The sequence below is a fragment of the Affinundibacterium danionis genome (assembly GCF_042432465.1).
GTDB classification, from domain to species: domain Bacteria; phylum Pseudomonadota; class Gammaproteobacteria; order Burkholderiales; family Burkholderiaceae_D; genus Undibacterium; species Undibacterium danionis.
On sequence record NZ_JBHLXJ010000007.1, the window covers coordinates 89,669 to 111,466 of the forward strand.

Annotated in this window: 17 protein-coding genes and 1 tRNA gene; 13 read left to right on the plus strand and 5 right to left on the minus strand. The window is 45.4% G+C overall.

The features are described 5' to 3' along the window. Window positions 1-382 precede the first annotated feature (382 nt). The 3 genes from ACFFJH_RS06165 (at window position 383) to ACFFJH_RS06175 (ending at window position 2,523) form a co-directional block, all read left to right on the plus strand. Entirely contained in the window at window positions 383-1,267 is an 885-nt protein-coding gene (locus ACFFJH_RS06165) for a rolling circle replication-associated protein (RefSeq protein WP_390210971.1), read from the plus strand. 13 nt (window positions 1,268-1,280) lie between these two features. Next, window positions 1,281-1,520 carry a DUF4224 domain-containing protein gene (locus ACFFJH_RS06170; RefSeq protein WP_390210972.1) on the plus strand — a complete coding sequence of 80 codons (240 nt, stop codon included), beginning with the start codon at window positions 1,281-1,283 and terminating at the stop codon, window positions 1,518-1,520. A gap of 130 nt (window positions 1,521-1,650) precedes the next feature. Next, window positions 1,651-2,523, plus strand: coding sequence for a tyrosine-type recombinase/integrase (locus ACFFJH_RS06175; RefSeq protein WP_390210973.1), 873 nt, complete (start codon window positions 1,651-1,653; stop codon window positions 2,521-2,523). A gap of 55 nt (window positions 2,524-2,578) precedes the next feature. On the opposite strand, the gene ACFFJH_RS06180 is transcribed toward ACFFJH_RS06175, so the two are convergent. Together ACFFJH_RS06180 and ACFFJH_RS06185 are read right to left on the minus strand one after the other, a co-directional pair. Next, a complete protein-coding gene (locus ACFFJH_RS06180; RefSeq protein ID WP_390210974.1) occupies window positions 2,579-5,092 on the minus strand; it encodes an N-6 DNA methylase in 2,514 nt (837 codons plus the stop codon). Window positions 5,093-5,382: 290 nt separating this feature from the next. Beyond that, window positions 5,383-5,458, minus strand: a tRNA-Phe gene (locus ACFFJH_RS06185). Window positions 5,459-5,627: 169 nt separating this feature from the next. On the opposite strand from ACFFJH_RS06185, the gene ACFFJH_RS06190 reads away from it, so the two are divergent. The 5 genes from ACFFJH_RS06190 to ACFFJH_RS06210 all read left to right on the plus strand — a co-directional run bounded on the left by ACFFJH_RS06190 (window position 5,628) and on the right by ACFFJH_RS06210 (window position 10,698). Beyond that, on the plus strand, window positions 5,628-6,845 hold the full coding sequence (locus ACFFJH_RS06190) for an FAD-dependent monooxygenase (protein WP_390210976.1): 1,218 nt from the start codon (window positions 5,628-5,630) through the stop codon (window positions 6,843-6,845). 48 nt (window positions 6,846-6,893) lie between these two features. Next, complete coding sequence (locus ACFFJH_RS06195) at window positions 6,894-7,676, plus strand: DsbC family protein (protein ID WP_390210978.1); 783 nt, start codon at window positions 6,894-6,896, stop codon at window positions 7,674-7,676. A 17-nt stretch (window positions 7,677-7,693) separates the two neighbouring features. Continuing rightward, the gene (locus ACFFJH_RS06200) at window positions 7,694-8,290 is read left to right on the plus strand and encodes a nucleotidyltransferase family protein (RefSeq protein WP_390210979.1); all 597 of its coding nucleotides are present in this window, start codon (window positions 7,694-7,696) and stop codon (window positions 8,288-8,290) included. A 113-nt stretch (window positions 8,291-8,403) separates the two neighbouring features. After that, entirely contained in the window at window positions 8,404-8,856 is a 453-nt protein-coding gene (locus tag ACFFJH_RS06205; protein WP_390210980.1) for a DUF3429 domain-containing protein, read from the plus strand. A gap of 27 nt (window positions 8,857-8,883) precedes the next feature. Next, entirely contained in the window at window positions 8,884-10,698 is a 1,815-nt protein-coding gene (locus ACFFJH_RS06210; protein ID WP_390210981.1) for a M61 family metallopeptidase, read from the plus strand. Window positions 10,699-10,754: 56 nt separating this feature from the next. Here the strand turns inward: ACFFJH_RS06210 and ACFFJH_RS06215 are convergent, their stop codons facing one another. The 3 genes from ACFFJH_RS06215 to ACFFJH_RS06225 are packed head-to-tail and all read right to left on the minus strand — an operon-like array spanning window position 10,755 to window position 13,768. After that, a complete protein-coding gene (locus tag ACFFJH_RS06215; RefSeq protein ID WP_390210983.1) occupies window positions 10,755-11,924 on the minus strand; it encodes an FAD-dependent monooxygenase in 1,170 nt (389 codons plus the stop codon). A 59-nt stretch (window positions 11,925-11,983) separates the two neighbouring features. Continuing rightward, window positions 11,984-12,712, minus strand: coding sequence for an N-acetylmuramate alpha-1-phosphate uridylyltransferase MurU (gene murU, locus ACFFJH_RS06220; protein ID WP_390210984.1), 729 nt, complete (start codon window positions 12,710-12,712; stop codon window positions 11,984-11,986). Between the two features lie 18 nt (window positions 12,713-12,730). After that, on the minus strand, window positions 12,731-13,768 hold the full coding sequence (locus ACFFJH_RS06225; RefSeq protein WP_390210985.1) for an aminoglycoside phosphotransferase family protein: 1,038 nt from the start codon (window positions 13,766-13,768) through the stop codon (window positions 12,731-12,733). Window positions 13,769-14,190: 422 nt separating this feature from the next. Between ACFFJH_RS06225 and ACFFJH_RS06230 the strand changes: the two genes are divergently transcribed. From ACFFJH_RS06230 to pgi, 5 genes are all read left to right on the plus strand, one after another. Further along, window positions 14,191-16,464 carry an LPS-assembly protein LptD gene (locus ACFFJH_RS06230; protein ID WP_390210986.1) on the plus strand — a complete coding sequence of 758 codons (2,274 nt, stop codon included), beginning with the start codon at window positions 14,191-14,193 and terminating at the stop codon, window positions 16,462-16,464. A gap of 106 nt (window positions 16,465-16,570) precedes the next feature. Beyond that, on the plus strand, window positions 16,571-18,025 hold the full coding sequence (locus tag ACFFJH_RS06235) for a peptidylprolyl isomerase (RefSeq protein ID WP_390210988.1): 1,455 nt from the start codon (window positions 16,571-16,573) through the stop codon (window positions 18,023-18,025). 78 nt (window positions 18,026-18,103) lie between these two features. Next, window positions 18,104-19,180: a 4-hydroxythreonine-4-phosphate dehydrogenase PdxA gene (pdxA, locus tag ACFFJH_RS06240; RefSeq protein ID WP_390210991.1), complete on the plus strand. Its 1,077-nt coding sequence runs from the start codon at window positions 18,104-18,106 to the stop codon at window positions 19,178-19,180. A gap of 101 nt (window positions 19,181-19,281) precedes the next feature. Further along, window positions 19,282-20,055 (plus strand): 16S rRNA (adenine(1518)-N(6)/adenine(1519)-N(6))-dimethyltransferase RsmA, encoded by a 774-nt coding sequence (rsmA, locus tag ACFFJH_RS06245; RefSeq protein ID WP_390210993.1) that lies wholly within the window; start codon window positions 19,282-19,284, stop codon window positions 20,053-20,055. Window positions 20,056-20,073: 18 nt separating this feature from the next. Beyond that, window positions 20,074-21,720 (plus strand): glucose-6-phosphate isomerase, encoded by a 1,647-nt coding sequence (pgi, locus tag ACFFJH_RS06250; RefSeq protein WP_390210995.1) that lies wholly within the window; start codon window positions 20,074-20,076, stop codon window positions 21,718-21,720. Window positions 21,721-21,798: the final 78 nt, after the last annotated feature.

The following is a 21,798-nucleotide window of genomic DNA, read 5'->3' on the forward strand; positions in this document are numbered from 1 at the left end:
CGCGGTCGGACGGTTTTATCGTCCGATGTTTGTGGTAGCTGCCGGGTCGGTAGACCTTCGCGAAGCGAACAGCGTATCCCGCAAACAAGCATGTTTAAGCGATAGGTGGTTGAGTATTTTTGGTTTTGATTTTTTTCGTTCAGCAACTAGCAAAAAATAAGATAGGCGTTCTGAGCAGCGCGACGCCCACAGCGACAGCGAGGACGGAAGCGCGCGAAGCGCGCCTAAACTTGTATTAGGGACACTTAACGGAAACAGCAAAATTCTGGGGCGGCAAGGGTCACAAAGGTTTGTTTAAAAAAATGGTTTTGTAAAAAAAAGAGACGCAACACCTGCAAGTGTTCGTCTCCATGATTGACGCATTTACTAAGGAGCTGCATCAATGTTTAGCAATATAGATGATTCACAATGTTCAAGCAAGAATTTTGAGTTTGATGAGGGGCGGCTTGCTACAGAAGATGAGACCGCAAATTGGTTATTAGACGATGGACCTGTTTTAAAAACTACTTGGATGATTTACGACCGTCAGTTTCCTGATGGGCAAAGAGAGATTTGTGCAACTCGCTCTGTTCGGATTAAGAAAACAGGTTCGTTACCGATGCCAAATCGATCTAAGCGCGGCGATTCTGAGAAGCGGGGACAGAACGATGAAGATAGCGCCAAACGCGCTAAACAGGCTGTCAGACTGCGTTGTAAAGCTATTGCTGTTGATCGTATGCTGACACTTACTTATCGCGAAAATATGCAAGACACTGAGCGACTGAAGAAGGATTGGGATTTATTCCGTAGACGTATGGGGGAGCATAAAGATTTTCATTATGTAGCCACGGTGGAGCGTCAAGAACGAGGTGCATTTCATATTCATGTGGCTGTGCACGGTCGCCAAGTTTATCAATTGATTCGCGCCATCTGGCAGAAGATTGTCGGGCTGTCAGACGATGGAAAACAAGGCGGACAAATCAATGTGCGTGATCCGCATAGGTTTGGATTCGGTAAGCATGGTGCGCACAAATTGGCGGGTTATATCAGCAAATACATTTCAAAAGATCAGGATACGCACGAACTAAATAAGAAGCGCTACTGGTCGTCTCGCGGGATTGTCGTACCTGAGAAAAACTATTATCAGCTGCCATACGGTACAGATGCTTTTGACGCCTTCTCGCACGTTATGCAATTAGGCGCGAACCATAATAATGAGGGAATGGCATTTTTCGCGAATCAAGCTCTTGGAGTGTGTTGGGTTGCAACAGCTCCCCAAAATACGTAGAAATGGAATGAGTATGTTCTTAACAGAAGATGAGATTCGTGAATTGACTGGCTATTCTTATTGTTCACGCCAGATTGAATGGCTACGGAATAATAATTGGAAATTCGAGATAACCGCTCAAAAAAGGCCGAAAGTAGCGAGAAGTTATTTTGAATTTCGACTTGGTGCAGCATTTAGTTCTCGGGTGGGCGAGCCTCATGTTGAGGTGCGTCGTCCAAATTTTAATGCGATTTCTAGATTGGTTCGGGGATAGAATAATTATGGGGCGTAGGCGTCAAACAAATCACGGCTTGCCGCCAAGGATGTCGGTAAAGAGTGGCTCATACTATCATGTCTCTAGCAACATACCTCGTAAGTGGACACCTCTAGGTAAAGATATAAATGTGGCTCGCCGTTTATGGGCTGAGTTGGAGTGTAAGGTAGTAGATCCAGAAGACAAATCATTTTCGGTTATCGGACAACGCTACTTGCGTGAGATTCTACCTACATTAAAAGCACATACACAGCGCGACTATATTCAATACTTCAAGCTTTTAGATGCTGTATTTGGCGAGTTGGCTATTGATAGTATTAGACCATTCGACATCGCCGAATACTTGCGTGTAAGGGGCGAGACATCAAAAGTGCGTGCAAATCGCGAGAGAGCTCTATTTAGTACCATTTTTAATCACGCTCGATCATGGGGATACACTGATGTAACTAATCCTTGTATTGGGATTAAAGGCCATAGGGAAAAGGCTAGAGATCGGTATGTGTCTGATACAGAATACTTAGCGGTATACTCAGTTGCGCATCCAACAGTACAAGATGCCATGGATTTAGCATTATGTACCGGTCAGCGTCCTGCTGATGTGCTTAAGATTTTGGAGACGGACATTTCGGATGGGAACCTGATAGTTACCCAAAATAAGATTGGCAAGAAGCTCCGTATCGTGATTGAAGGAGAACTCGCGAATGTGATTGAAAGGATTATGGCGAAGCCAAGAGATAAAGTTAACAAGGCGTTGCTACAAGATCCTGATGGGAAAGGATTGAGTTATTATGCTTTGCGATCTCGATTTGATAAGGCTCGGGAAAAGGCTGGGGTAAGTTTTCAGTTTAGAGACTTGAGGGCAAAGACAGCTACCGATACAGAAAATCTGGCGCATGCGCAAAGTCTTCTTGGCCACAAAAATAGAAACACTACAGAGATTTACACGCGTCACAGAATCGGTGATCTGGTGAAGCCTCTAAGTCGAAGAGCAAGATCAACTTGAAACTCTCGCAGCCTAACACCAAAATTGTAGCGCTAGGCTGCTATCACAAAGTGATTCAAACCAACTGCATTAAGTTTGCTGCTTGAGTTTGAAGTTCGTTCGCGTCTTCGAGAGTTTTTAGATATTTGTCCTCTAAGGCTCTCAATTTTTTTGAAAGTTGCTTCTGCGCTTGCTTACTCTCTTTTAGATCTACAACAATATTATCTACTTGGTCAGGGGTAAGCTCAATCATCCCTGTGGAGCCAGTATATGACCTGGTAATTTGCACTGATCCAAAACCAAGTCGAAGGTAGTCACATAGATAGTATGGATCGACTTTATCTAAATCAGGACGAATTATTGTTACGTGGCCATCGGCAATAGCGGGAGTGTCAAGATCATAGACTGCACACTTTCCTAGTGTCCCATCGCCCGTTGAAGACAACAGCACGTCACCTTTCTCAATTAAGTTCAAATTACTTTTCTGTTCGGTGGATTTTTCAACGTATTCGTCATATACGGATTTTTCAATATAATCAGCTTCGTCTTTAATGATCTTACCTTGACGTGAAATATTGCTTCCTGATTTGACTACTAAAGCGTATCCATCCTCTTCATCAACATAGTTTTCGGCAGAGGGGCTACTTCCTCTAGCAGTTGTAATTAAGTTTAACTCTTTAATTGAAACGCCCCCGGCATTTTTGAGGTTCTTTATTTGTGTTCTTACTTCAGTGTTCCAGTATTTGAAATCAAATCTGTTTGTTTTATCTTTGCAAAGGCGGCTAGAGCTGACATCGAATGCTTCCCAGTTATACCCAGCACGATGCGCTTTGCCGTCTTGGTCTAGAAGTTTTGTCGCAATTTCATCGAAAAATTTTGATGACTCAAAGCCACGGATCTTTTCACCTGACCCCAAATATCCTAATGATTCGATTTTGCTTATCGTAATTTTGTAAGTTTCTTCAAATTCTAAATCTGGCGTTTCGCGGCGTTCCAAAAAGAGTAAGCTTGATTTGACATTTATTTTATTTGGTTTGAATGTCTCGTTCGGGAGGCTTACAACAGCCTTTAATCTACATTGTTGCAGTATCCATTTGCGCAGTGGTGCTCCGCTTTCGGTATTTAGCACACCTTCGTCAATAACTGTGCAAATCTCGCCTGATCCAGGCTTCAAAGCCAAGATCATTTTTTGTAAAAAAAGGTATTGGCCTTTGCTACTCTGTATCGGGAATTGGGCTCGATCTGCGTTTGACAGAGACTCGCTTTCCGACGTTCCAAAAGGAGGATTTGTGAGAATTAGATCGCAATCTGGGGTATTTATGTTCCAATTCTTTGCACTAACAGCGAGGCTATCTTCACGTTGTATATTGGTGTGACCATCACCCGCAATGATCATATTCATTTTTGCAGAAGCAGCGACCCCTTCGTTCGCGTCTGACCCAAAGAAAATAGTTTCTTTAATTGTCTTTTTTGCCTTCTCGCAGGTTGCTTTCGTAATTTCACGGCTTTTCAACATATCTGTGACTTGTGCAATTGTTTCTTGCATCAAGAAGACTAGAAAACCACCTGTGCCGCAAGCTGGATCTAATATTTTTAGGCCTTCAGAGTTCGAAATTACAGCATTGGCAATTTTCTTTCTGCCCACTATTGCGAGCATCGTCTGTACAAGTTCTCTTGGAGTGAAATATTGGCCGAGTTTTTTACCTTTTAGTGTTGCTCGTACAAAGTATTCAAATGCTGCACCTTTTGAGTCCAAACTACAGTCATAAAATGAAACACCAGAGAGTTCTTTTATGATGTACTGAAATGCTTTAGGGTTCTTTAACTTTATTTTGTCCTGCAGTACGGCTCCATAAGCCCGTTGGTCGATGATAGATTCGATCATGCTAAGGACGGAATCCTTCACTTGATCTGCTTCGGAGGCCGGTTTTTGAGCAAGTTCGTGGAAGCGATAAGAATAGGGTAAAACAAAGTCAGATTCGATGTCTGCTTTTTCCTCTAATAATTTGAGGAACAATAGTTTCGAGAAATCTGAGAAAGCGTATTCTTCATTTTTTTCGATTTTTCTTATCGCACTATGACACTTATAAAAGAGGGCATTTAATTGGCGTAAGGGAAGGCCAGGTCTGAACGGTAGACTTAAGTCCCGTGATATCGCGATGTTTGTTTCGTGAGGATTTGCTTTTAACGTTCTAATGACCGCTTTCAGCTGCTCTTTCGTTGGTATTTTTTCTGTACTCTTACCATCCCACTGAATTTTTGTTTTTGTTTTTGTATTGTAGCAATGTATATCGATACCATTTGTTAATACGAAGAATGGGACATTTATCCCCTTTGAATTTGCATAACTCAACCCCTGGTCTCGATCCTTTACTGTTAAAGTTTTCGAGATTTTCTTCGCCTCAATTAAGAATAGCGGTTTATCTTTTCCAAGCGTGACAAGTATGTCGATGTACCCTTTTGTATATCTATCTGTAGTATTGACAGCAGTTTCAAAATCGAGATCTTGACTTAGGTCATATCCTCGGCGTTGCAAATACGGAAGTATTTTTTTTACGACTGTTTCGGTTTCGGTGTTTATTTTTGTCATTTTATTCACAATTTGGATGTAGGTCAGGCGCACAACATTTTGTTAATGACTAATCGCGACAACAAATAGTAATTTATTTTTTGAGCTTTAAAATTATTTGTTCGCCAGATCTTAGTTAGTCAAACTTAACAAACTTTAAAAACCTTGGGGTGAATCCGGGTAAAGTAAAGTGGTTGAATTTGTTTGCTATGGCGAATAATTGTAGAACATTCTGCGGAATTGTAGATTGGAAGCCATAAAAGAATAAGGGCTTACATCGCTGTAAGCCCTTATTTTTAATACGAATTTCTTGGTGGCCCGGGGCGGAATCGAACCACCGACACAAGGATTTTCAATCCTCTGCTCTACCGACTGAGCTACCAGGCCAAGACCAAGAATTATAGACACTTGTTCGGGAAAAAGCAAATAAATTCTGTTTTGGCCTCATCCTTTAACTTATATCAGCCTGTATTTGGGCTTTCTGAATATGGGATTTAGCTCACGTATAATGGGGGACTTATGCTTTTTGTTGGAATTTGCTGAATTGGGGTTTGCTATGAGCCATCAGGTGATTCGCTCGGATATTTGTGTTGTTGGTGACGGTGCCGTGGGTAAGGCGGCGGCTTTGGGGTTGGCTCAGGCCGGTTTGTCGGTGGCGCTTTTGGGGGCGGGGCAAGCTGCTAGTGCGAATCCTTTATCCGTTTCCAGTAGTTTGCCGGATGCTCTGGATGTTCGGGTGTTTGCTTTAAATCATGTGGCCTATCATTTATTGCATGGTTTGAAAGTTTGGGACGCTTTGGATGTTAGTCGGATTGCTGCAGTCACTTCGATGATGGTCAAGGATGCTGGCGTGGATGCTAAAGGGGCTATCGATTTTGATGCCTATGGTTCCTATATCAGTGAATTGGCGTGGATCGTTGAGGATAGTAATTTGAATCATGCACTTGACGCCGCTTTGCGCTTTGCGCCCAATATTCACCGCATCAATGGCAGTGCTGAAAAATTAAGTAGCGACACTGAACACGCCAGTATATGGATGGCGGATGGTCGTGAGTTGCATGCTAGCTTGGTGGTTGGTGCTGATGGCGCGCAGTCTTGGGTGCGCGGTCAGGTGGATATTGGACTGGATTACCGTTCTTATGGTCAGCAAGGCGTGGTGACGAATTTTGCTTGTGAAAAACCGCATCATGGTGTCGCGCACCAATGGTTTGTCGGTGACCAGGGGATCATTGCGCTTCTGCCTTTGCCCGGAAATCAAGTATCTTTGGTTTGGTCCGCACCCGATGCATTGGCTGCTGATTTGATGCGTGAGTCTTTATCTAGCCTGATAGCGCGTTTGCAGGTTTACTGCGCTGTGACGCACGGACAATTGTCGCCGCTGCAACCAGAAGTGATCAAGTCCTTTCCTTTGCGTTTTATTCGCCCGCATAGTTTGGTAGCGCAACGTGTTGCCTTGGTTGGTGACGCAGCGCATGTGGTGCATCCGCTGGCGGGACATGGTATGAATCTGGGTTTTGCAGACGTGCAGAGTTTGTTGAACGTAGTGAGTCAACGCGAGTCGTTTCGTGATTGCGGTGATGCGCGCGTCTTGAGTCGTTATCGGCGTGCCCGTAGCGAAGAGGTGGCTTTGATGCAATTGGCGACCGATGGTTTAGAGCGACTCTTTGGTAGCGAGATTTCTGCCGTTCGTCTGGTGCGTGATGCGGGATTGAACTTACTTAATCGCATGCCACTCTTAAAAAGAAAATTAATTTCTCATGCGATGGGAAAATGAATTGTTTGAAAAAATTGTAGTGACATTGATAGCTATCGGATCGAGATAATGAAAAAGAATTTAATCAACTTGGCTGGCGTAGTGATGGTCGGCGCAAGTGTTTTGGCAGGTTCAGCGCATGGACAAACGTCCACTCAGCCCAAAGCGCAAACATCGACTCAAACCGAGGCCTATATCAAAAAGATGATAGTGGAGAATGTTGGTTCCGGTGCGAAAGTAGATTCTGTGACTAAGACGCCTTATGGCGGCCTGTATGAAGTTCGCATGGGTAATGAAATTGTTTATACCGATGAGAAGGCAAAATACGTGTTTGTCGGTAGCATTATCGATATCAAGGGATCGGTAAATTTCACCAAGCAACGTACTGATGAATTAAATCGTGTGAACTTTGCCGATTTGCCTTTGGATGCAGCGGTCAAGTATGTGAAGGGTAATGGCAAGCGTGTGATTGCTATTTTTGAAGACCCTAATTGTGGTTATTGCAAAAAATTCCGTCACACTTTGCAAGGTGTCGATAACATCACGGTTTATACCTTTATGTACAATATTTTGGCGGAAGATTCAGTGACCAAATCTCGCGATATCTGGTGCGCGCCAGATCGTAGTAAAGCATGGGACGATTGGATGCTGAATAATAAAGCAGCACCTGTGGCTGCTGCGGGTTGTGTAGCGCCCCATGAAAAAGTCTTGGCTTTGGGTAAAAAAATACGGGTAACTGGAACTCCGACGGTAATTTTTACGGACGGTTCACGTTTGCCTGGGATGGTAGATATCAAGGCTTTAGAGGATAAGCTGACGAATATGAAATCAGCGCCCGTTGCTTTGAAATAAATTCAGGTTGATACAAATTGAGTGAGCGAGACGCTTTCCTATGCTATGGCGTGTTGTTGGCGGCTGGTCAGGGGAGGCGTTTTGATCCTAGTGGTGTACAGCATAAATTACTGCAAACTTTGCCAACCGGGCAAAGTGTTCTCGCTGCGAGCGCTTCTAAGTTATTTCAAGAATTCCCCAAAAGCCTCGTTGTAGTCGCTTCAGAGGCGGCGTCTATTCAACAAAATCTCAGCGAATTAGGATTGCCATTTTGTGTTTGTGAAGATGCGCAAGAAGGCATGGCGACCTCTCTTGTAACGGTCTTGTGTCAAGTACCACCTGATGCGGATGCTGTCGTGATTGCTCTGGCAGATATGCCTTTCTTAGACCTAGATACCTTAAGAGAAATTCGAAAACATCTAGAAGCGGGGGCGGATATTGTGGTGCCAAGCTATCAGGGTCAGCGTGGAAATCCGGTTGGATTTGCGATTAAATATTTACCCCAATTATTGAGTTTGCAAGGTGATCGTGGTGCACGCCAGCTACTCCAGACTCTCCCCGTGACTGAAATCGCAGTATTTGATCCCGGCATATTGCGGGACATTGATGTTCCTGCGGATTTAATAGACCCTTAATAGACCCAGAAATCGCCGAAACCTAGCTATTCTCATCCCAACAGCTCATTATTTCGCCTAAAATAGCGGCTTTCTTTGTTCGCCATTCTGATGGCGATTTCTTTTGGCTCTCTATGTATACTCTTGATAAACAATTTGCTACGCGACTTGGCTTGGTTGGATTAAGTCCTTTTGTATTGTTGACTTTGCTGTGCTGGATCGTGCATCCCGATTGGATGGAGTTTTTTATTGATGCGCAATTAGTGTATGGCATTGCGATTTTAGGTTTTCTCGGCGGCTTGCATTGGGGACTTGCTTTAATTGGTAAAGAACGTGATGCGAGAGAGGCTAAACGAGATTTGTTGTGGGGTGTCTTACCTGCGATTATTGCTTGGTTTGGTATGTCGAATATGCTCTTGGGTTTTGTGATTCAAGTATTGGCATTCATTTTTTCCTATCAGTACGATAAGCGTATGTATGTGCGTTTCAACATGCCAGAGTGGTTCGTTGAATTGCGTTTTCGTTTGACTTGCGTGGTGGTGACGACGCAAGTATTTACTTTCCTAGCGGCGAATATTCGCTTGTAATTGAACGTTAGACAGAAGGTAAGAAAAATGACAAAACATAATGCCGCTGTACATTACAGCATTACTTCCCATGATTTAGCCGCACATTTATTCGAAGTGACGCTGACGATTGCCCAGCCAGATACGCAAGGTCAAATCGTTTCGCTGCCAGTGTGGATCCCCGGCAGTTATATGGTGCGTGAATTTGCCCGCAATATTATTCGTATCGCGGCACAAGCCAATGGTAAAAAAGTCCCTTTAAAAAAATTAGATAAGACAACTTGGCAAGCTGCGCCTTGTGACGGTGCATTGATCATTACGTATGAAGTTTATGCATGGGATTTGTCGGTACGTGCGGCACATCTTGATCAAAGCCATGGCTTCTTTAATGGCACCAGTGTGTTCTTGCAAGTGCGTGGTCAAGAGCATATTTCGCATATCGTCGATATTCAAAGACCCGAAGCAAGCGCCGCCAAGACCTGGCGCGTTGCGACTTCATTACCGGAATTAAAAGCTAAGCGCTATGGTTTTGGTAGCTATATCGCTAGAGATTACGACGATCTGGTCGATCATCCTGTTGAAATGGGCGACTTTGCGCTGATTAGTTTTAAAGCACATGGCGTACCACATGATTTTGTGGTGACAGGTAAGGTGCCCAATATCGACTTGCCGCGTATCGCTAACGATGTGAAAAAGATTTGCGAAGCGGAGATTGCTTTTTTTGAGCCGCGCACCAAGCAAGCACCGATGTCGCGTTATGTGTTCATGACGATGGCAGTGGGTGATGGCTACGGTGGCTTGGAGCATCGCGCTTCGACTGCCTTGATTTGCAATCGTGCTGATTTGCCGACCAAGAATGATGCCAGCTTCAGCGACGCTTATCGTAATTTCTTGGCCTTATGCAGTCACGAGTATTTCCATACGTGGAATGTGAAACGGATTAAGCCAGCTGCCTTCGCTAACTATGATTTGACACAAGAAAATTACACTAGCTTGCTATGGTTGTTTGAAGGTTTTACTAGTTACTATGACGATTTGTTTTTACGTCGTTGTGATTTAATTGATGAAGCTGCGTACTTGAAATTGATCGCTAAGACCATTAATGCAGTGCAGCGCGGATCGGGTCGCAAAAAACAAAGTGTGGCGGAATCGAGTTTTGATGCTTGGACTAAATATTATCGTCAGGATGAAAACTCACCGAATGCGATCGTCAGCTATTATGCCAAAGGTTCATTGGTAGCTTTGGCGTTGGACTTAACGATACGCGCAGAAACGCAAGGTAAAAAATCACTCGACGACGTGATGCGCGCGCTATGGAAAAAATTTGGTAAAGACTTTTACGATAAAGTACCAAGCGCTAAGCAGCAAGGTTTGGGCGAGCAGGAATTTGAAATTTTGGTCGAGCAAGTTACTGGCCTGAAGATAAAACGTTTTATCGATAAATACATCAAAGGTACAGAGGACCTGCCACTTGCGGCTCTGTATGCGGATTTTGCTGTGCAACTCACCGATGAAAATACGAGCAAAAAAGCCTCACTCAATGTTCGCGTCAGTAAGAGTGGCGCAGACTGTAAGCTGACTCATGTTTATGAAAATGGTGCTGCCCATAAAGCTGGTTTATCCGCGAATGATGTGTTGGTGGCAGTTAATGGCTTACGCGTGACAGCGGCTGATGCGGCCAATGGTTTGAATGGTATTTTGAGCGCCTATAGCGTGGGTGAAACAGTGCAGATTCATGCCTTCCGTCGTGATGAATTATTGACCGTGAATGCGAAGTTACAGGCAGATGATGTGCCCAATCTGAGCTTGAGTTTATCAAGCAATCAAAAGCAGGCGTTGGCTAAAAAGCGGCCATCGATTTAAACTAGCTGTTGATTTTCACTAGGGTGCACCGTGCGCACCCTAGTTCATGTCTGGTGCTATCCGCGCCAACCAAACATCATTTGTTCGGCAAGCATTTTCTTTACCGGTGGCAGTAAATCAACCGCGCTCAAGCTTAAACCTAATAGGCTTTGTGTGATGCTACCGTCTTGGCTGCTGGCGAAAATTTTTGCCATGGTGTCGGTCAGTTTGATGGCGACTTGCCTGTCGGTTTTGCGTAGCGCTACAAAGTGATGCAGTGCTTGTGGTGAAGTATCTTTTACTAGACATTGCGCGAGACAATAGGCGTCACGTAATCCTAGATTTAAACCTTGACCTGCAACCGGATGCAGCGTTTGCGCGGCATTACCTATGCGCACGGTGCGTTGTGTAGCGTGCGCTTGAGCATTTAATCCCAATGGATAAGCGACACGTTTTTGGGTACTAATAAATTGACCGAGGCGCTCACCAAAGGCGCTTTGTAATTCACTTAAAAACGCCGTATCGCTGAGCGCCAATTTGGCAGGTGCAGCGTCTGGACGCATGCACCATACTAAGGCGTATCCATCTTCTTGTGGCAGTAAGGCGATCGGCCCTTGGTCGGTAAAACGTTCAAAGGCACGTTGCACGATGGGTCTGTCAACTAGCACGTGGGTGATGAGTGCAGTTTGTTGATAATCATGGTGTTGCGATCTTTCTTCCTGATCAGAAAAAGTACCGCCTTCGGCTTGAATCGCATAGGCCGCCGTGTGCGTAGTGCCATCTTGCAAGTGTATCGTAACTTGTGATTCCTCTTCCTGAATGCGCGTTACGATCACCGGTCTATGCGTCACAATACCCGCATTTTGTAGTGATAATTCTAAAGGACTAACGATATCACCATAGCGTGCTACATAGCCTAAGGCCGGTAATTGGTAATCTTCTGCCGTAATAAAACTGCGGCCAAAATGCTTGCGACGTGAGACATGAATTTCTTTAATCGCAGTTGTTTTTATTGGCCTAGCATGGAGCGTATTTAAAAGTTTACTTAAGAGTTGATCGCTGCCGTAAGAGAGCGCGATACTACGCGCATCCTGGCTTGCTTGTTCACTGGTTTTGGCATCGAATAGAACAATGTCATGTGCCGCAAATCCAGCTTGATACAGCATCAATGCCAAAGCTTGCCCCACCGGGCCAGCACCACAAATCGCGATCTTGCTGTGTGGTTGTAGGTTGTTCAGGTTAGACATGCTGACAGAGGCTCCCGGGACAATTTTGCATAAGTCCTAACTTACGATTTTTATTTGAATTAATTCAGTTTGGCTAAAGGCGCATTCAACGCTGCTAATTGTTCAGGCGTACCGAGGTTGTGCCACACGCCACGATACAGCTCTCCACCCAATTGGCCTCGGTCTGCGTAGTCGCGCAGAATCGGTGCGAGTTTAGCGTGTTCGCCAGCTTGAATATGAGTGAACATTTCTGGTCGGTACACGCCAATATTGCCGAAGGTAAGTCGCGTGGCACCTTCGTTATCGCCATTGCTAAGTCCCATCAGGCTTAATGAAAAATCGCCAGCGGGATGGAAGTCAGGATTTTTCACCATATAGAGCCATGCGACATCGCGTTGGTCTAGCGGATGAGGATTGCCCCACATATCCTTGTCTTCCAAAGTATTTAGGCATTCGGCAAAATTAAAATGCGGAATGTAAATATCACCCGAGACCACAATAAAAGGCGCTTCACCATCCGTCAGTAAAGGCAATGCTTGCGCAATTCCACCCGCTGTCTCCAGCGCAGTTGGCTCTGCAGAGTAACTTATTTTTGCGCCAAATTTACTACCGTCGCCGAGGGCTTCCACGATCATGTAACCGAGATGCGCGTGATTAATGACGATGTCGGTGATACCCGCCTTCACCAGATTCAAAATATGCCAAACGATTAAAGGGCGACCTCGCACTTTTAATAAAGGTTTAGGACAAGTGTCGGTTAAAGGTCGCATACGTTCGCCGCGACCTGCGGCCAATATCATTGCTTTCATCTGAGAACCTGAAGGTAATTAAAACGTATAGCCGAATTTGGGTGCGGTTTCTTCTAGTACATCCAATAGGCGCAATAGTGGAATCAATTCTTTATAACGATGTGATGTCTTGCGCACGTATTCCATCACGGTCGGCATATCGTCGAGATAATGTTGTTTGCCATCGCGGTGTGCGAGGCGGGCGAAGATACCGAGAATTTTGAGATGACGTTGTAAGCCCATGAATTCAAAATCACGATAAAAACCGTCGATATCGGGTGCTACGGGTAAGCCCGCCTTTTTAGCTTTTTCCCAATAGCGAATCGCCCAGTCGAGCACCATTTCCTCATCCCACTGTACATAGGCATCGCGTAATAGCGAAACCAGATCGTAAGTCAGCGGGCCGTACAGTGCGCCTTGGAAGTCCAAAATGCCAGGATTGCCTTTGTCCATCAACATTAGATTGCGTGAGTGATAATCGCGGTGCACGAAGACTTGCGGCTGGGCCACGATATTCGCTAAGAGCGCATCGAAGACTTTGTTTAAATTTGCCGTTTGTTCTTCCGTTAAAGTCACACCCAGATGTTTACCTATGTACCATTCAGGGAAGATCATTAATTCACGTCGCAAAAATTCTCTATCGTATTCTTGCAAGACGTCTGGTTGGCTTTGAGTTTGGAGCAGAATTAAGGCATCAATCGCATCAAGATACAGCTTGTGCGCGGTGTCACTATTTAAGACATGGGAATACATAGTCGTACCGAGATCAGTCAATAGCAAAAAGCCTTGTTCGGTATCCTGTGCCAACACCTCGGGCACTGTCAGATTGATCTGCTTAAACAAAGCCGCAATCTGGATGAAAGGTTTGACATCCTCTTGCGGTTGCGGCGCATCCATCACGATGAAACTGTATTTAGTACCATCCGCCATACCGTCGATTCGGAAATAGCGACGGAAACTGGCATCAGCGGAAGCGATACGTAAGCTATCTAAATCTAGCTGTGGCGTGGTGATACTAGCCAACCATGTGCGTAAATGCTCTAGACGTTGGGTATCTTGGTCGTGTTGTGTTGACATAGTTATGACTCTTTATTTGTGTTCTAAATTGCGTTCTAAATAATTAATTTTCATAGCGCGAGTATGTGTTTTGGGATTCTCGCTTTTTGTATCTGCAGTGACGACTTCGTTGGGCTATGCCTTATATGTGTTTGTTAGCGCGAGCATGATTTCTTGTAAGCGGGTGTTTGCGCCTATAATAGTCGGCTTTTAGTCGGCAGCTAGTTAAAAATAGCGAGCCAAATAGCTTAATAAGTAAGTCAGCACACAAGTCAGCGAGCAAGTTTATTTATTGCAAAATAGGTATTTACACGCATTTGTCTTATTATCGAGCACTTAGCGCCAGAGAAACATTTAACTTAATGCCATCAACTAATTATTTCATGCGCCGAAACAGCCAACGAAGCAAAATCGTATTATCGCATTCATCGTCATCCGCAGCTATGTTTCCCGCACATCCGGTATTTGCCAAGAGTCTTATTGCTGGCCTCATATGGGCTGCATTTGCCCCAGCTTATGGGCAAAGTACGGTGCCATTGCAGGGGCAGGAGCTAGCCGTCAAAGCTCAAGAGAACAAATCACCAACACCAGCCGCAGCAACCGAGAAAAAGTCCACTGACTTGAATAAAGCCAACAATCCCAAAGTCCTGGATAGCAGCGTCGCGCCTACCGTGATTCAGGCTGAGTTGGTGACCGGGCAGCCTGAAAAAGTGATTAATCTGGATCATCAAGTGGAAGTGAATCGGGGAAATTTATATTTCAGTGCGGATAAAGCGACTTACTCACAAATAGAAGACCAACTCGACGCTTCGGGTAACGTAGTGTTGAAGCGCAATAACGATTGTTATCGTGGTGATTTGCTGCGTTTTGTGATTGAGACTGGCGCAGGCTTTGTGACTAATCCCACCTATTTCTTGGCAAAAAATAATGGTCAGGGACACGCAGAAAAAATAGAATTCGAAAGCGAAGAAAAAGCCAAAATTATCAAAGGCACTTACAGCACTTGTGAAGGCTTGTCGCCAGATTGGTATTTGCAAGCCGATACTATGAGCCTAGATACTGGTTTGGATCGCGGTATAGCGACTAAATCGGTACTTTATTTTAAAGGTGTGCCGATTATGGGTGCACCATCGTGGATGAATTTTAGTTTTCCTTTGTCAGGCGCGCGGCATTCAGGCCTGTTGCCGCCCAGTGTAGGGCATTCGAATAAAGGCGGAATCGAATTCGGTATGCCATATTATTTCAATATCGCGCCCAACCGTGATTTGACCGTTCATCCTAAATTTATCGCGCGTCGTGGTTTGCAATTGGGATTGGAAGGCCGTTATTTAGGTGATACTTACGCAGGTGAAACTGCGGTGGAAGTGATACGCGATAAATTAACCGATACCACGCGCTACGCCGGTTCTTCCATCCACAGACAGAATGTACTGCCTGAGCTGTTATTTTCGTGGAATTTGAATAAGGCTTCGGATAATGATTATCCAGCCGATTTTTCCAACTCGACGGCTAAGACCGCGCAGCGTTTGTTATTGCGTGAAGTGGCGCTCGATTATTATGGCTCGTTCTGGAACGCATCTTTACGTTCAACCAGTTATCAGGTTTTGCAAGATATTACTGCGCCAATTACTTTGCCATACGAACGTTTACCTCAACTCAGTTTTCATGCGGGGCAAAGTGATGTGCTCGGTTTGGATTGGTCGGTAGATGCGTTGATGACCCGTTTTTGGCATCCGACTATGATGCGTGGCCAGCGTGCGGTGTTGAACCCACAAGTATCTTTACCCTATATTCAACCAGCCTTTTTTATCGTTCCTAAGATTTCTTTTCACGCGACTAGCTATCAAATCGATAATCCAGGCATAGGCAAACCAGATAGTTTGCAAAGAACGGTACCTAGCGTATCCATCGATAGTGGTCTGATATTCGAGCGTCGCGCCAGTTTGCTTGGGGAGAAAATGACCCAGACTTTGGAACCGCGTTTGTTCTACGTGAATACGCCTTACCGCGATCAAACCGATTTTCCGCTATTTGATACGGCCGTAGCTGACTTTAATTTTGCGCAAATTTTTAGTGAAAACCGTTTTACTGGGCATGATCGTATTGGCGATTCAAATCAAGTGACTACAGCATTGGTCTCACGTTTTATTGAAGACAATGGGGTAGAGCGTTTCAAGTTTGCCCTAGGTCAGCGCTTTTACTTCAATACGCAGAAAGTCAGTCTAGACGGTAAAACCAATCCTAGTCGCTCCGATTTGCTAGTTGCGGGAAATGGCCAGGTATCGGATACCTTGAACCTAGAAGCGGCATTCCAGGTAAGCCAGAGCGATCGTCAACTGGTGCGTTCAAATTATGCGGTTCGTTGGCAGCCAGCGCCCAAGAAAATCCTCAATTTGCAATACCAATTTCAACGTGAAGTGTTGAAACAGTTGGAGCTATCGGGACAATGGCCGATGGCGCATCGTTGGTATGTTGTCGGTAAGAGTAATTACTCTTTGCAAAATAATAAATTGGTAGAGGGGTTGGCCGGTTTTGAGTATCGAGCCGATTGTTGGGCTTTGCGTTTTGTTGCTCATCGTTTCGCGACGACGAATTTATCGAATAACTCTGGCTTTTCGATTCAGTTGGAGTTGAACGGATTGGCACGTTTAGGTTTTGGCAGTAATCCGGTTGAAACTTTGAAAAAGAATATTTCAGGTTATCAGGCTACGAATTAGCGTGTATATTGCAGCTTTCGCCAGAAAACGGCGATAAAAGACGAGGTAAATTAGCAAGACCTCATTTTTTTATGAATTTTGGATCACTATGCGACACAATTTGCACATGAATCAATTGAAACGCCCGTTAGCACTCGGTTTATCCGTCTGTTTAACCGCCTTATTTGGACTTACCATGTCGTCAGCGGCGTGGTCGCAGGAAGCGAAGGCTCCCGCAACTGCACAGGCGCCAGCAAAAGTCGCAACGACTAATTCGCCTATCGCACCAATTGAGGATCCTTTAGCGCAAACTGCGAAGCCAGCACCGAAAAAAGTGTCCAGAGCGCAAGTGGTAAATGGTATTGCCGTGGTCGTCAATGACGAAGTGATTACTAAAATGGAAGTGGAAGATAGACTCAACTCCATAGAACGCTCTTTGAAGGCGCAGGGCACACCGCTGCCAGCTCGCGCTGATCTGGAAAAGCAGATGTTAGAACGCATGATCATCGATCGCTTACAAGTGCAGTTAGCAAAAGAGCAGGGCATGCGCGTTGATGACATTATGTTAGACCGTGCTTTGCAACGTATGGCGGAACAAAATAAAACCAGTTTGCAAGAGTTGCGTAATCAAATCGAGCGTGATGGCACTTCCTTTGCCGCTTTCCGTGAAGAGATTCGCGATGACATCATGATGCAGCGTGTCCGTGAGCGTGAAGTCGATAGCAAAATACAAGTGTCCGAGCTGGAAGTAGATAATTTCCTCGCTGCTGAAGCGGCTGCTCCTAGTAAGAATCAAGAAATTAATCTTGGTCACATCATGGTTCGTATTCCAGAGAATGCGACACCGGAAGTCATCGCACAACGTAGTGCGCGCGCCCAAGAAGCCTATAAAAAATTACGCATAGGCGAGGATTTTGCTAAGTTGGCGGCAACCTACTCTGATTCTACCGAAGCGCTGAAAGGCGGCGAAGTGGGCTGGCGAGAGCAAGACAAGATTTCCCCACTCTTTATGGAAGCGGTCAATAAAATCAGCTTCGTTGGTGGTTTCTCTGAAATCATTCGTAGCCCTAACGGATTTCATATCCTCAAGTTATTAGGCAAACGTGATATTGCGCCAACGGCTGCCGCCAATACCGTACAAGAGTCAAATGTTCGTCATATTTTGATGCGACCTACGCAGCTGTTGACTGCCGCGCAAATCAAAACCACGATGGCCGAATTGAAGCAAAAGATTATCAATAAGACGGCGACATTTGAAGAATTGGCAAAGACTAATTCTATCGACTCTTCAGCTACTAAAGGCGGAGACTTGGGTTGGATACGCCCAGGCGATACCTTCCCAGAATTTGAAGCGGTCATGAACAAATTGGCGCTTAACGAAGTCAGTGATCCAGTAGAAACGCAGTTGGGTTTCCATATGATACAAGTGACTGAACGTAAAGTGACCGAAGACTCAAAAGAACGCAAACGAGTCGAAGCCCGTCAGTCGGTACGCAGCCGTAAATCAGAAGAAGCTTTGCAAGACTGGTTACGCCAATTACGTGACCGCGCGTATGTTGAATTCCGTAACGAGCAAAAATAAATAGAAATAAACTGAAATAAACTGAAATAAACTGAAGCATTAGATCAGTCTTTAATTGAGAAACAACGATAAAAAATAATGGGATCATCTTTACCTGTCATCGCCATTACCGTTGGTGAGCCTGCCGGCATAGGACCTGAAATCTCTTTGTTGGCGGCTTGGGAATTGCGTGGGCAGGTAAGACCCGTATTGATAGGCGACGCCGCTTATCTTGCGATGTTGGCTCATGATCTAGATAGAAATATCCGATTGATGGGCGTCTCTCAGCAGGCCTTGCGTCATAATGGTTTGCCAGGATGCGGTAAAGATCAGATTACCGTGATTGATAGCCCGTTAATGGCGCATGTGGTGGCGGGGCAACTCGATCCACGCAATGGGCGCGCGGTTTTGGCAACCTTAGATGTGGCTATCGAAACGATACAGCAAGGCTGGTGCGATGCAATGGTCACTGCGCCTTTGCAAAAAAGTACCATCAATGACGCTGGCATTGCTTTTACTGGACATACCGAATATCTAGCACAGCGCACTGGCAGCGCTCAGGTAGTGATGATGTTGGCATGTGAAGCTTCTGATCATTTGCCGCAAGCCTTGCGGGTCGCGCTAGCCACTACTCATCTAGCTTTGCGCGACGTACCTAACGCGATTCAATTCGATCATTTACTGCGTACCTTGCAAATCATTCATAGCGACTTACAAGAAAAATTCGGAATCAGTAAGCCCAAGATTTTTGTCACAGGTTTAAACCCTCATGCGGGTGAAAACGGCTATTTGGGGCGCGAAGAGATCGATGTCATTAATCCTGTCATTCAACATGCGCGTAGTGCAGGTATAGACGCACGCGGCGCTTTTCCTGCGGACACTTTGTTTCAGCAAAAATACTTGAAAGACGCTGATTGCGTTTTAGCGATGTACCATGACCAAGGTTTGTCTGTTTTAAAGCACGCAAGTTTTGGCTTGGGTGTGAATATTACTTTGGGCTTGCCCTTGATCCGCACCTCGGTTGATCACGGTACTGCCTTAGATTTGGCCAAACTAGGCACAGGTTTGGCGGACGCGAATAGCATGTGCGTAGCGATTCGTATTGCGGCCGAAATGGTAGCGCGACAAGCGGCCAGCCGAGGCGCAACACCTAGCCCGAACGGACTGGCTAAATAACTGCATTGCTATTACTCTTACCGGGCTGGCCTGCTTGTTTTAACGGGCGCTCAAATTTTTAGTCGATTTCTAGTCTTATCTTCAATAACAATTCAAAAAACATGAAACACATCGCACGTAAACGCTTCGGGCAAAATTTCCTCACCGATCAGCAAGTATTAAGTGACATTATCACGGTCATTAATCCGCAACGCGGTGAGAGCATGGTCGAGATTGGGCCGGGTCTGGCCGCGATGACGCGTTTGTTGTTAGAAGGCTTAGATCAACTACATGTGGTGGAACTTGATCGCGATTTAGTTGCGCGTTTGAAGAAAAGTTTTGATCAAAGCAAATTGATTATCCACGAGGGTGATGCGCTGCAATTTGATTTTGCCACTATCCCAGTCAATCAAGGTAAAAAATTGCGTATCGTTGGTAATCTTCCATACAATATTTCTAGCCCTTTGCTATTCCATCTTGCCGAATATGCAGAGCAAGTTGAAGACCAACATTTTATGCTACAAAAAGAAGTGGTTGAGCGCATGGTGGCTGAGCCGGGTGGTAAGGAATACGGGCGTTTATCGGTGATGCTGCAATGGCGTTATCACATGGAATTGCTGTTTATCGTGCCGCCTACCGCCTTTGATCCACCACCGCGCGTGGACTCGGCGATTGTGCGCATGATTCCCAAAAAAGAAAAGTTGGCGTGCAAATTAGAGAATTTAGAACAAGTTGTCACTAAGGCCTTTTCTCAGCGTCGTAAAACTATACGCAACTGCGTCGCTGGTCTTTTCACCGAACAGCAATTGATGGAAGTCGGTATCGATCCGCAAGCCCGTGCCGAAACTATCCCTCTAGAACAATACGTCGCACTGGCGAATCTTTTGCCTGCTTAATTAAAAAATCCGGACACTATGAACCTCACCAGTACTTCTGAATGGCAAGCCTTATTGGCTCATAAAGTGCGCTTGCAGGATAAGCATTTACGCGATTTATTCGCTGATGATGCGGCACGTTTTACGCATTTTTCTCAAGAGTTAGATGGCTTGCTGGTTGATTATTCTAAGCAGCGTATTGATGCCGCGGCATTACATGATTTAATCAAGTTGGCACAATACGCCAAAGTAGAAGACTGGCGCGATCGCATGTTCGCTGGCGAAAAAATTAATTTCAGCGAAAACCGCGCCGTCCTGCATACCGCTTTACGTCATACCGATTTCACGCCTTTCCCCAGCGCGGAACATGACGTGATGCCCGAAGTTCATGCAGTACGAAAACAAATGCGCGATATCGTCGAACGTGTACGCAGCGGTCTATGGCGCGGCTTTAAAGGCGATGCAATTCAAAATATTGTGAATATCGGGATCGGCGGTTCAGATCTTGGTCCTAAGTTGGCAACGCGTGCCTTGTCCGCCTTGCAGCATCCAGGATTGAATTTCTATTACGTATCCAATTTAGATAGCGCGCATTTAGCGCCATTGCTAGAAAAACTCGATCCGCACACGACCCTATTCATCGTCGCATCCAAAACTTTCACAACACAAGAAACTAGTATCAATGCGCATACCGCACGCACTTGGTTGTTAGCTGCGGCGATGGAAGAATGGGCAATTGCTAAACACTTTATTGCGGTCACTTCGAATCCAAGCAAGGCGCATGAATTTGGTATTCCCGATGCGAATATTTTGCAGATTTGGGATTGGGTCGGTGGACGCTATTCCTTGTGGTCAGCGGTAGGATTGTCGGTGGCTTTAGCGATTGGTATGCGTGGCTTTGAGCGCTTGCTCGAAGGCGCAGAAACCATGGACACCCATTTCCGTAGCGCGCCATTAGACAAAAATCTCCCGGTTCTATTGGCTTTAATGTCGATTTGGAACACTAATTTCTTGGGAGCGGAAACTACCGCCGTATTGCCTTATAACGAATCCATGCGTCACTTGCCGGGCTTTTTACAGCAGTTGGAAATGGAATCCAATGGCAAGACAGTCGGGCGTGACGGTGCGCCTTTGAGTTGCCGCGCTAATCCTATTGTGTGGGGCGAGATTGGCGTCAATGGTCAACATGCTTTCTTCCAATTATTGCATCAAGGCGGTTGGTTGATCCCCTGTGATTTTGTGGTGGCCGCAAGTAGTGATTATCCATTGCCTGGACATCAAGCACCCTTGTTGGCGAATTGTTTGGCACAAAGTTCGGCGCTCGCATTTGGTAAAACCGAACAACAAGCACGCATAGAATTAGCCGCAGCCGGTTTGCAAGAAGCCGAGATCGCCAAATTATTGCCGCATAAAGTGTTCGCTGGAAATCAACCATCAACCACAATTCTGATGACCAGCTTAGATCCATTCCAACTCGGCATGTTACTCGCGCTGTATGAACACAAAGTGTTCGTGCAAGGCGTGGTGTGGGGCTTGAATTCTTTTGATCAATGGGGCGTAGAATTGGGCAAGCAATTAGCGAACAGCTTATTACCGGCCTTAAATGGTGACCAAGCTTACGACGCGCAGCTAGATGATTCTACGCGCGGTTTGATTTCTTATTTCCGCAGATATGGAAATAATTGAATTTGAAAATTGTTTTGAATACGAGAATCTCAGCCTATAAAACTTCTAGGCGCTACATTGTACTTGCCTTAGTTCCCG

Bases quoted from the DNA above. Each gene is read 5' to 3' on its own strand.
- ACFFJH_RS06210 (WP_390210981.1), top strand. From the start codon at position 8,884: ATGACAAAACATAATGCCGCTGTACATTACAGCATTACTTCCCATGAT.
- rsmA (WP_390210993.1), top strand. From the start codon at position 19,282: ATGAAACACATCGCACGTAAACGCTTCGGGCAAAATTTCCTCACCGAT.
- ACFFJH_RS06190 (WP_390210976.1), top strand. From the start codon at position 5,628: ATGAGCCATCAGGTGATTCGCTCGGATATTTGTGTTGTTGGTGACGGT.
- ACFFJH_RS06170 (WP_390210972.1), top strand. From the start codon at position 1,281: ATGTTCTTAACAGAAGATGAGATTCGTGAATTGACTGGCTATTCTTAT.
- ACFFJH_RS06180 (WP_390210974.1), bottom strand. From the start codon at position 5,092: ATGACAAAAATAAACACCGAAACCGAAACAGTCGTAAAAAAAATACTT.
- ACFFJH_RS06215 (WP_390210983.1), bottom strand. From the start codon at position 11,924: ATGTCTAACCTGAACAACCTACAACCACACAGCAAGATCGCGATTTGT.
- ACFFJH_RS06205 (WP_390210980.1), top strand. From the start codon at position 8,404: ATGTATACTCTTGATAAACAATTTGCTACGCGACTTGGCTTGGTTGGA.
- ACFFJH_RS06165 (WP_390210971.1), top strand. From the start codon at position 383: ATGTTTAGCAATATAGATGATTCACAATGTTCAAGCAAGAATTTTGAG.
- ACFFJH_RS06235 (WP_390210988.1), top strand. From the start codon at position 16,571: ATGAATCAATTGAAACGCCCGTTAGCACTCGGTTTATCCGTCTGTTTA.
- ACFFJH_RS06195 (WP_390210978.1), top strand. From the start codon at position 6,894: ATGAAAAAGAATTTAATCAACTTGGCTGGCGTAGTGATGGTCGGCGCA.
- ACFFJH_RS06225 (WP_390210985.1), bottom strand. From the start codon at position 13,768: ATGTCAACACAACACGACCAAGATACCCAACGTCTAGAGCATTTACGC.
- ACFFJH_RS06230 (WP_390210986.1), top strand. From the start codon at position 14,191: ATGTTTCCCGCACATCCGGTATTTGCCAAGAGTCTTATTGCTGGCCTC.
- pgi (WP_390210995.1), top strand. From the start codon at position 20,074: ATGAACCTCACCAGTACTTCTGAATGGCAAGCCTTATTGGCTCATAAA.
- murU (WP_390210984.1), bottom strand. From the start codon at position 12,712: ATGAAAGCAATGATATTGGCCGCAGGTCGCGGCGAACGTATGCGACCT.
- pdxA (WP_390210991.1), top strand. From the start codon at position 18,104: ATGGGATCATCTTTACCTGTCATCGCCATTACCGTTGGTGAGCCTGCC.